The following is an 8,981-nucleotide window of genomic DNA, read 5'->3' as shown; positions in this document are numbered from 1 at the left end:
TTGGCTCGGACGGCACGGTCACGGTGACGCAGCAGGGCAATGCGGCCAACACGACAGTCGGCCAGTTGCAGCTCGCGACCTTCGTCAATCCGGCCGGCCTCGACGCGCGCGGCGAAAACCTGTTCGCGGAAACGGCTTCGTCCGGCAATGCGAACGTCGTGACGCCAGGTTTGAACGGTGCGGGACAGTTGCAGCAGGGGTATGTGGAAGCATCGAACGTGAACGTGGTCCAGGAACTGGTCAACATGATCCAGACCCAGCGCGCCTATGAAATCAACAGCAAGGCCGTGACCACGTCGGACCAGATGCTGCAGACGCTGAGCCAGATGCAGGTTTAAGTTGCACCAACCGCATCAATTGCATCAGCAGCGTCATTGCCGAAGGACCACGAAGATGTCATCACAATTTTCACGCTTTTCACGCATCCGCAGCGCATCGGTGCTGGCGCTGGTCGCCCTGGCGGCCTGCGCGCTCGTGCCCAAGGAACCGATCACGCAGCAGCCGATGACGGCGCGCCCGCCGGCGCCGCCGCTCAATTCGGCATCGCCCGGCGCGATCTACAACGCGGGCTACGCGGGACGGCCGCTGTTCGAAGACCAGCGTCCGCGCAATACCGGCGACATCATCACCATCGTGATTGCAGAAAACGTGAATGCGACGAAATCGTCGGCAGCTAATGCGGCGCGTAACGCCAGCGAGGCGTTCGCCGTGCCGGTCACGCCGGGTCTCTTTGGCGGGCTGTTCCATAACACCAACCTGAGCGCCAGCGGCTCGAACGGCTTTAACGGCGCAGGCGGCGCGAGCGCGGCCAATACCTTTAACGGCACGCTGACGGTCACCGTCACCGGCGTCCTGCCCAACGGCAACCTGGAAGTGAGCGGCGAGAAGCAGATGCTCATTAACCAGGGCAACGAATTCGTGCGTTTCTCCGGCGTCGTCAATCCGACGACCATCTCCGGCACCAACACGGTGTTTTCGACCCAGGTGGCGGACGCGAAGATCGAATATTCGGCGAAGGGTTATATCGATGAATCGCAGCAGATGGGCTGGCTCCAGCGCTTCTTCCTCAACGTGGCGCCCTTCTGACCATGACACTCTTTCCTCGCTTCGTTTTCATTGCACTGGCGTTTGTTGCCGCACTCGCCGCTGCACTTCCGCAGGCCGCGCAGGCGGAGCGCCTCAAGGACCTGGTTTCGTTCCAGGGCGTGCGTGATAACCCGTTGATCGGCTATGGCCTCGTGGTCGGGCTCGACGGCACCGGTGACCAGACCACCCAGACGCCATTCACCACGCAGAGTTTGGTCAACATGCTCGGCAATCTCGGCATTACGCTGAATGCCGCGACTACGCAGAACATGCAGTTGAAGAACGTCGCCGCCGTGATGGTGACGGCGGTATTGCCGCCGTTCTCGCGGCCGGGCGAAGCGATCGACGTGACGGTGTCATCGCTTGGCAATGCGAAGAGCCTGCGCGGCGGTACGTTATTGATGGCGCCGCTCAAAGGCGCCGACGGCCAGGTCTACGCAATGGCGCAGGGCAATCTCGCGGTCGGTGGCGCAGGCGCCAGCGCGAACGGCAGCAAGGTCCAGGTCAATCAGCTTGCGGTCGGCCGCATTCCGGGCGGTGCGCTGGTCGAACGCGCCGTGCCCGCTGCGGTGACGCAAGCCGGCGGGGTGATGACGATGGAACTGAACACGCTCGACTTCGACACCACGCAAAAGATCGTGGCGGCAGTGAACAACGATTTCGGCATGGGCACGGCGATCGCGCTCGACGGCCGCACGATCCAGTTGCGCGCGCCGACCGATCCGTCGCAAGTGGTGTCGTTCATGGCGCAGCTTGAGAACATCGATGTCAGGCCGGCGCAGGCCGCGGCAAAGGTCATCGTGAATGCGCGCACGGGTTCTATCGTGATGAACCAGATGGTCACGCTGCAGAACTGCGCGGTCGCGCATGGCAATTTGTCGGTGGTGATCAACACAACGACCGCCGTGAGCCAGCCGGGCGCATTCTCCAACGGACAAACCGTGGCGGCGAGGCAGTCGAATATCCAGTTGAAGCAGGACACGGGCGCGCTCAAGCAGGTAGCGGCAAGCGCGACGCTCGCGGACGTGGTCAAGGCGTTGAATGCCCTCGGGGCGACGCCGGCGGATTTGATCTCGATTTTGCAATCGATGAAAGCGGCGGGTGCGTTGCGCGCCGATCTTGAAATTATTTAAAGGCGACAGGTCATGAACGCGAACGGGACCGGTACGACAAGCAACGCGCTCGCATCAATGAACACAACCGACACGAGCAGCGGCCTGGGTTCGTTGTCGAACCGTTTTGCGCTCGACGTGCAGGGCTTCGACGCCATGCGCGCCCAGGCCAACGCCAACCCGCAGCAGGGCTTAAAGGCGGCTGCCAAGCAATTCGACTCCGTTTTCACGCAGATGATGTTGAAGAGCATGCGGGACGCCACGCCGTCCGACAGCCCTTTCGATTCGAACGACAGCAAAACCTTCACGTCGATGCTCGACCAGCAGCTTTCGCAGAACATGGGCGCGAAGGGCATTGGCGTAGCCGACATGATGCTCAAGCAACTGATGCGCAACGCCGGGGCTGGGGCCAGTGCAGGCGCAGGCGGGCAGGCGGACGGCGCGGGCGCGAGCGGCGACAGCAGCGCGAATGCTGGCAACATGGCCGCCATGAACGCGATGGCCAAGGCGTATGCGAACGCGGCGGGGTCATCGACGGCGGCCTCGAAGGCATCGCTTGGCGGAAATGGTTATAGCGCCGACAGCGCGCTGACGCCGCCCGCGCGCGGCGTGGGCACGGACAAGGTGGCGGCGTTCGTCGACCGGCTTGCAGCGCCGGCGCAGGCTGCGAGTTCGGCGACCGGGATTCCGGCGCGGTTTATCATCGGCCAGGCGGCGCTTGAGTCTGGCTGGGGCAAACGCGAGATCAAGAATACCGACGGCAGCTCGAGCCACAACGTGTTCGGCATCAAGGCGACCAGCGACTGGAGCGGCAAGACCACGAGCGCGGTGACCACGGAATACGTGAACGGCAAACCGCAGAAAGTGGTCGAGAAATTCCGCTCCTACGACTCGTACGAAGACGCCCTCACCGACTACGCCAGCGTGCTCAAGAGCAATCCGCGCTACGCGCCGGTTGTGGAAGCCTCGCGAGATGCCGCCGGTTTCGCGCACGGAATGCAGAAAGCGGGCTACGCAACCGACCCGCAATACGCTAAAAAGTTGATTTCGATCATGCGGCACATTGCTTGATTGAGTGCGGCGCGAGTGTGAACAGAGCGCGACGCGTGTGCGGACTGGCGCACCTTTTGCTGCATCTAGTTAGCTAGACCAAACATATTACGAGTAAGGTATCAAAAGCGACGGGGCCAATGTCGCAATAAAAACACGATGCAGGCTGACGGCGAGGAACGGGCGCATGGTGCGTCCGGAAGGCAGCCGGCCGCGACGCATCGAAATGGAGAGAACGTGCTGGTTCGTTTCGATTTGCGCGCTTTGCGACCGTTTTCGGCCGCCGGATACGAGATTGGGAAAGTTTTTTTACAGCCAACCCTAAATATTCCATCCCGGTTGCCGCTAAATGAAATATCGAAGTGCCGGATCCACAGGGTCCGGTTGGACGCTCAAACAGTCCCGGGGAACGGGACGCGAGCGAGCAAACGAACACGGCAAGCTCCATGAACATGAATCCGCCAAACGGTTCCGGCATCGCAGACGACGAGTCCGACAATCACGATTTCGGCCGGCGTAATCCGCTGGAAATCGGCGTCTCTCTGCGCAACCTCGTTAATCGAGCCGACTTTCTGACCGTCGATCACGGCACCGGGCAGATCGTTACCCGCCTGCTCGACGTGAATATGGCAGCGCATACCTTTATCTTCGATTGGGGTGGCATTCCCGAGCAGAACCAGGCCATGCTGCGCTCGGAAAACCTGATGTTCCACGCGAGTCCCGACGGCATCCGCGTCGAATTCGCCACCGGCACGCCGCGTGAAATCGATTTCGAAGGGCGCCCGGCGTTTGAAGCGGATTTTCCGCCGGTGCTGTTCTACATGCAGCGGCGCGAGTATTTCCGCGTGGAAGCGCCTGTGCTGGATCCGTACATCTGCAGCGGCGAACTGCCGAATGGCGAGCGTTTTCGCTTTGAAGTGAACGACCTCTCGCTGGGTGGCGTAGCACTTCGGACCATGGACGAGCGGGTTGCGTCGATGGAAGTCGGCTTGATCCTGCCTTCCGTGGAACTCCACTTCAGCAACCCAGGCAAGGTCGTGCTCGACCTGCAACTGATGTCGAACCGGCAGACAGTGAATTCGCGGGGCGATCTGCGCTATACGCTGGGCTTCAAGTTCATGAGCCTGCCGGGGTCAGCCGAAAACACGCTGCAACGCTTGATTACGCAACTCGAGATGAAACGCCGGTCACTGGCGCGCTAACTTTGATGCGGCGGCGAGCCCCTTTGCTCGCCGCGCTCAACTTCTTTCCCCGTAACGCCTCTTCCATTCACGCCTCTTCCATTCGCCGAACTGGCGCCCAATCTCCCCGCTGCTTTACCAATTGCCCCGGTCTGCCCCGGTGAATAATCCGTCATGGCGCAGTGCGCGTGCGGATTTCATCGGAGCGGCAACTGCACGGCGCTCAAATCACGCGTGCCCGATTTAGCGCGCCGGGATTCAACTTTTTCTGCAATCGGCCGATATACACCAGTTGCCGTCAGACAGCGGCGGCCCAGGGTTTTGGGCCTTTACCAGGATTCCTTGCATGTCCCTATTCGATATCGGCGTCAGTGGTCTTAATGCAGCCCAATGGGGTTTGACGACCACCGGACAGAACATCAGCAACGCCGCGACCCCGGGCTACACCCAGGAGACGCCGGTGTACCAGGAGGCGTCGGGGCAATACACGACGTCGGGTTACCTGGGCTCGGGCGTCCAGACCGCGACTGTCGCGCGTTCGTACAGTTCGTTCCTGACCACGCAGCTCAATAACGCGCAGTCCAACAGCAGTTCGCTGAACACTTATTACTCGATGTTGGCGCAGCTGAACAACCTCGTGGGCGATCCGACCACGGGTATTGGCGCCGGCATGACGGGCTATTTCACGAGCTTGCAGTCGGTGGCGAACAGCCCCGCTACAACATCGACGCGGCAGTCGCTGATGAGCAGCGGGCAAACGCTCGTCAACCAGATGAACGCCGCGGCCGCGAATTACAACCAGCTCCGCTCCGGCGTCAACCAGTCGCTCACCAGCGCGGTCACGCAGATCAACAGCTACACCAGCCAGATCGCCACGCTGAACGGCCAGATTGCCGCCGCGAGCGCGCAGGGGCAGCCGCCGAACCAGTTGCTCGATGCACGGGACCAGGCGGTATCGAGCCTGAGCCAGTTGACGAACGTGCAGGTCACCACTGTCAACGGCGCGTACAACGTGTCGATCGGCACGGGCCAGCCGCTGGTGTCGGGTACCACGGCGTATAAACTGCAGGCAGTGACATCGACGTCGGACCCGAGCGAGTTGTCGATCGCGTATGCATCGCCGGACGGCTCGCCGCAGACGCCCGCGCAAACGCAATATCTGCCCGACTCCACGTTTGGCGGCGGTACGGTAGGCGGATTGCTTGCATTCCGCAGCCAGTCGCTCGATCCCGCGCAGGCGCAGCTTGGTTCGCTCGCCACCAGTTTCGCTGCGCAGCTGAATCAGCAAAACGCGCTGGGCGTGGACCTGAACGGCAATCCCGGCACCGCGTTGTTCTCGACTGGCAGCCCGACCATTTATGCGAATTCGCGCAATACGGGCACGGCTCAGCTAAGCGTATCGATTGCGGATCCGACCCAGCCGCCCAGCAGCAACTACACGCTGTCCCGCAACGGCTCGACCTACACGCTCACCGACAGCGAGAGCGGCGCGTCGCTCGGCACCCTCACGGCCGATCCGGTAACCGGCGCGGCCAGCGGCACGATTGCTGGCCTGAATATCGCGGTGCCGACTGGCATGCAGTCCGGCGATTCGTTCACCATCCAGCCGACGAGCGGCGCACTCTCCGCGTTCTCGATGGTCACCACGAACCCGACCGCGATTGCGGCGGCGTCACCGGCGGTGGCATCGGCGGGAGCGAGCAACGCAGGCACCGCGAACATCTCGGCTGCGACGGTCACCGCGGGTTATTCGATCGCGTCCACCGGCATGACGCTGACGTACAACGCGACCGCCAAGCAATTGACCTCGAATCAACCCGTCACGCTGCCGGGCGGCACGGTCGTGCCTGCAGGCACGGCGTTCGCCTACGATCCGGCCCAGGGCCTGACCATATCGAATGGAACGGGCGTCAGCGCGACGATCAGCGGCACGCCCGCAAACGGCGACAGCTTCACGATCGCGGCGAACAAGGGCGGCAGCAGCGACGGCAGCAACGCGCTCGCGCTGGCGAATCTCGGCAAGGCGAAGTCGCTGAACGGCGGCACTGACTCGTTGACGAGCGCGTATGCGAACTACGTCAACCAGATCGGCAACGAGACCAACAATCTGCAGAGTTCCAGTACGTCGGCGACCGCGGTGCTGACGCAAGCGACGACGGCGCAGCAATCGGTATCGGGCGTGAACCTGAATGAAGAGGCCGCCAACCTGATTCAGTACCAGCAGTTGTACCAGGCCAACAGCAAGGTCATCCAGACCGCTTCCACGCTGTTCTCGACGCTGCTCGGCATTTTCAACTGAGGCTTTCACGATGCGCATCTCCAGCTCCCAGTACTTCACGATGAATGTCCAGACGATGGACAATCAGCAGGCATCGCTCGCCAACATGTACGCGCAGATCTCATCGGGCAAGGCCTTGCAGACCGCGGCGGACAATCCGCTCGGCGCCGCGCAAGCCGTGGCGCTGACCGCGCAGGCGGCCACCCTCGCGCAATACTCGACCAACCAGTCGTCGGCGCTGACCTCGCTGCAGCAGGAAGACTCCACGCTCACCAGCGTGACGAACGTGATGCAGAGCATCCAGGCGCTCGTCGTGAATGCCGGCAACGGCACGCTCAACGACACCGACCGCAGCGCGCTTGCGACCCAGCTCCAGGGGTATCGCAGCACGCTGATGACGCTTGCCAATACCACCGACGCCAACGGCAACTACATCTTTGCCGGTTTCCAGGGCGGCTCGCAGCCCTTCACCGACAACGCCTCGGGTATTGGCGCGACGTACGCAGGCGGCCCCGGGCAGCGGCAGGTGCAGATTTCGGACACCCGCACGATCAACGTAGCCGATCCGGGTTCGGCAATCTTCCAAAGCGTTTCGTCGAACGAAAGTTCGCCGGTTTCGGCGGGATCGGCGGCCAACACGGGTTCGGGGACGATCAGTGCGGTCAGCGTGAGCAACAGCAGCGATCCCGCCAACTCGTCGACCTACACCATTACGTTCGGGACCACGACCACCGGCACGCCGCCCACGACCACGACAGTCAGTTCGTACTCGGTCTCGGCGCTGGACCCGGCAACGGGCACGTCCACCACGGTCACCCCGCCGACGCCTTATACGGCCGGCGATAACATCACGCTGGGTTCGCAGACCGTCGCTATTTCCGGCACGCCGGCATCGGGCGATACCTTCACCGTGGCGCCGGCGAACACCGGCCACACCAGCGATACCGACATCTTCACGTCGCTCGATTCGTTGGTGAGCGCGCTGAAACAGCCAGCCGATTCGGCAGCGGGCCAAGCGACGTTGCAGAACGCGCTGACGACGGCAGGCACGAAAATCGGCAACACGTACAACAACATACTGACGACACAGACGGCGGTGGGTGGCCGCGAACAGGAAGTCACGACGACGCAGACCGCCATGCAGACAACGTCGACGCAAACCGCCAACAATCTGGCGGACCTGATCAGCGTCAACCTGCCCAGTGCGATCAGCCAGTACGAGATGACGCAGAACTCTCTGCAGGCGGCACAGCAGGCGTTTGCGCAGATCCAGAAAATGTCGTTGTTCAACTATTTGGGTAGCAGCTAAGCGCCGGGGGGCGTGCAGGGAAGAAATTGATGTGGGTTGTAGGATGTGTTTTGGGCCGCCGGTTTGAAGGGCGGCCCTTTTTATTGGCTTTTATCGGGTCATGCCGATGCGCTCGGCCCCTTCTGTTGAACGCGTGCGGTGAATAGCGCGTTATTCTCCGCATTATATGCGGAGAATAAATTACCCTTTGCGGGGAATACGCCCCATAATCACCGCATGAAACGCGGAGAATGGACTTTTATCTGGGAAGATCCTGACTGGCCGGCCTGGCGCTACGATCTGTCGGTGATCGCGGCGCCGCTGGCCGCGGTCAGTCGCGCCCAGGGTTTGCTGCTCGGCCGGCTTGCGGATGTGGGCTTGTCGCTGCGCAATCAGGCAAGTCTGGCCGCGCTCACCGAAGACGTGCTCAAGACGAGCGAGATCGAAGGTGAAAGGCTGAATGCGGATTCGGTTCGATCATCTATCGCGCGTCGGCTTGGGGTGGATATTGGCGCACTTGCACCGGTCGACCGGCACGTGGAAGGCGTGGTTGAAATGGTCCTCGACGCTACCGCTCGCTGTGACGCTCCGCTCACGCGGGAACGCTTGTTTGCGTGGCACGCGGCCTTGTTTCCAACCGGCTTCAGCGGGTTGTCGCGGATCCAGATTGGCGCGTGGCGCAACGACGAAAACGGCCCCATGCAGGTTGTCTCCGGTCCCGTCGTCCGTCAACGAGTTCATGTCGATGCGCCGCCGGCCGATCACCTCAACGCCGAGACAACACGTTTTCTCGACTGGCTCAATCACGACGTTGACGTGGCTTCGGTGATCAAGGCCGGGCTGGCGCATCTGTGGTTCTTCACGCTGCATCCTTTCGACGATGGCAACGGCCGTATCGCCCGGGCCATCGGCGACTTGCTGCTCGCCCGCGCCGACGGCAGTCCGCAGCGCTTCTACAGTTTGTCGGCGCAGATCCAGTCGGAGCG

8 protein-coding genes are annotated in these 8,981 nt (G+C 62.1%); all 8 read left to right on the top strand.

Annotated features, from left to right (window positions below; genetic code table 11):
• Positions 1-338: flagellar hook-basal body complex protein (locus tag JWR14_RS37265; protein ID WP_299719598.1), on the top strand; the 338-nt coding region annotated here is incomplete at its 5' end.
• Positions 339-393: 55 nt separating this feature from the next.
• Positions 394-1,086: a flagellar basal body L-ring protein FlgH gene (locus JWR14_RS37260; protein ID WP_299719596.1), complete on the top strand. Its 693-nt coding sequence runs from the start codon at positions 394-396 to the stop codon at positions 1,084-1,086.
• Between the two features lie 2 nt (positions 1,087-1,088).
• Entirely contained in the window at positions 1,089-2,219 is a 1,131-nt protein-coding gene (locus tag JWR14_RS37255; protein ID WP_299719594.1) for a flagellar basal body P-ring protein FlgI, read from the top strand.
• 57 nt (positions 2,220-2,276) lie between these two features.
• Entirely contained in the window at positions 2,277-3,269 is a 993-nt protein-coding gene (flgJ, locus tag JWR14_RS37250) for a flagellar assembly peptidoglycan hydrolase FlgJ (RefSeq protein ID WP_299719600.1), read from the top strand.
• Positions 3,270-3,694: 425 nt separating this feature from the next.
• Entirely contained in the window at positions 3,695-4,450 is a 756-nt protein-coding gene (locus tag JWR14_RS37245) for a flagellar brake protein (protein ID WP_299719593.1), read from the top strand.
• 325 nt (positions 4,451-4,775) lie between these two features.
• Entirely contained in the window at positions 4,776-6,728 is a 1,953-nt protein-coding gene (gene flgK / locus JWR14_RS37240; RefSeq protein WP_299719591.1) for a flagellar hook-associated protein FlgK, read from the top strand.
• A gap of 10 nt (positions 6,729-6,738) precedes the next feature.
• A complete protein-coding gene (gene flgL, locus JWR14_RS37235; RefSeq protein WP_299719589.1) occupies positions 6,739-8,016 on the top strand; it encodes a flagellar hook-associated protein FlgL in 1,278 nt (425 codons plus the stop codon).
• 216 nt (positions 8,017-8,232) lie between these two features.
• Positions 8,233-8,981 (top strand): DUF4172 domain-containing protein (locus JWR14_RS37230; protein WP_299719586.1); only part of this gene is annotated, 749 nt, incomplete at its 3' end.

The sequence above is a fragment of the Caballeronia sp. genome, from assembly GCF_028292365.1.
In the GTDB taxonomy this organism is placed as follows: Bacteria; Pseudomonadota; Gammaproteobacteria; order Burkholderiales; family Burkholderiaceae; genus Caballeronia.
This window is presented reverse-complemented; position numbering and strand designations above follow the sequence as displayed.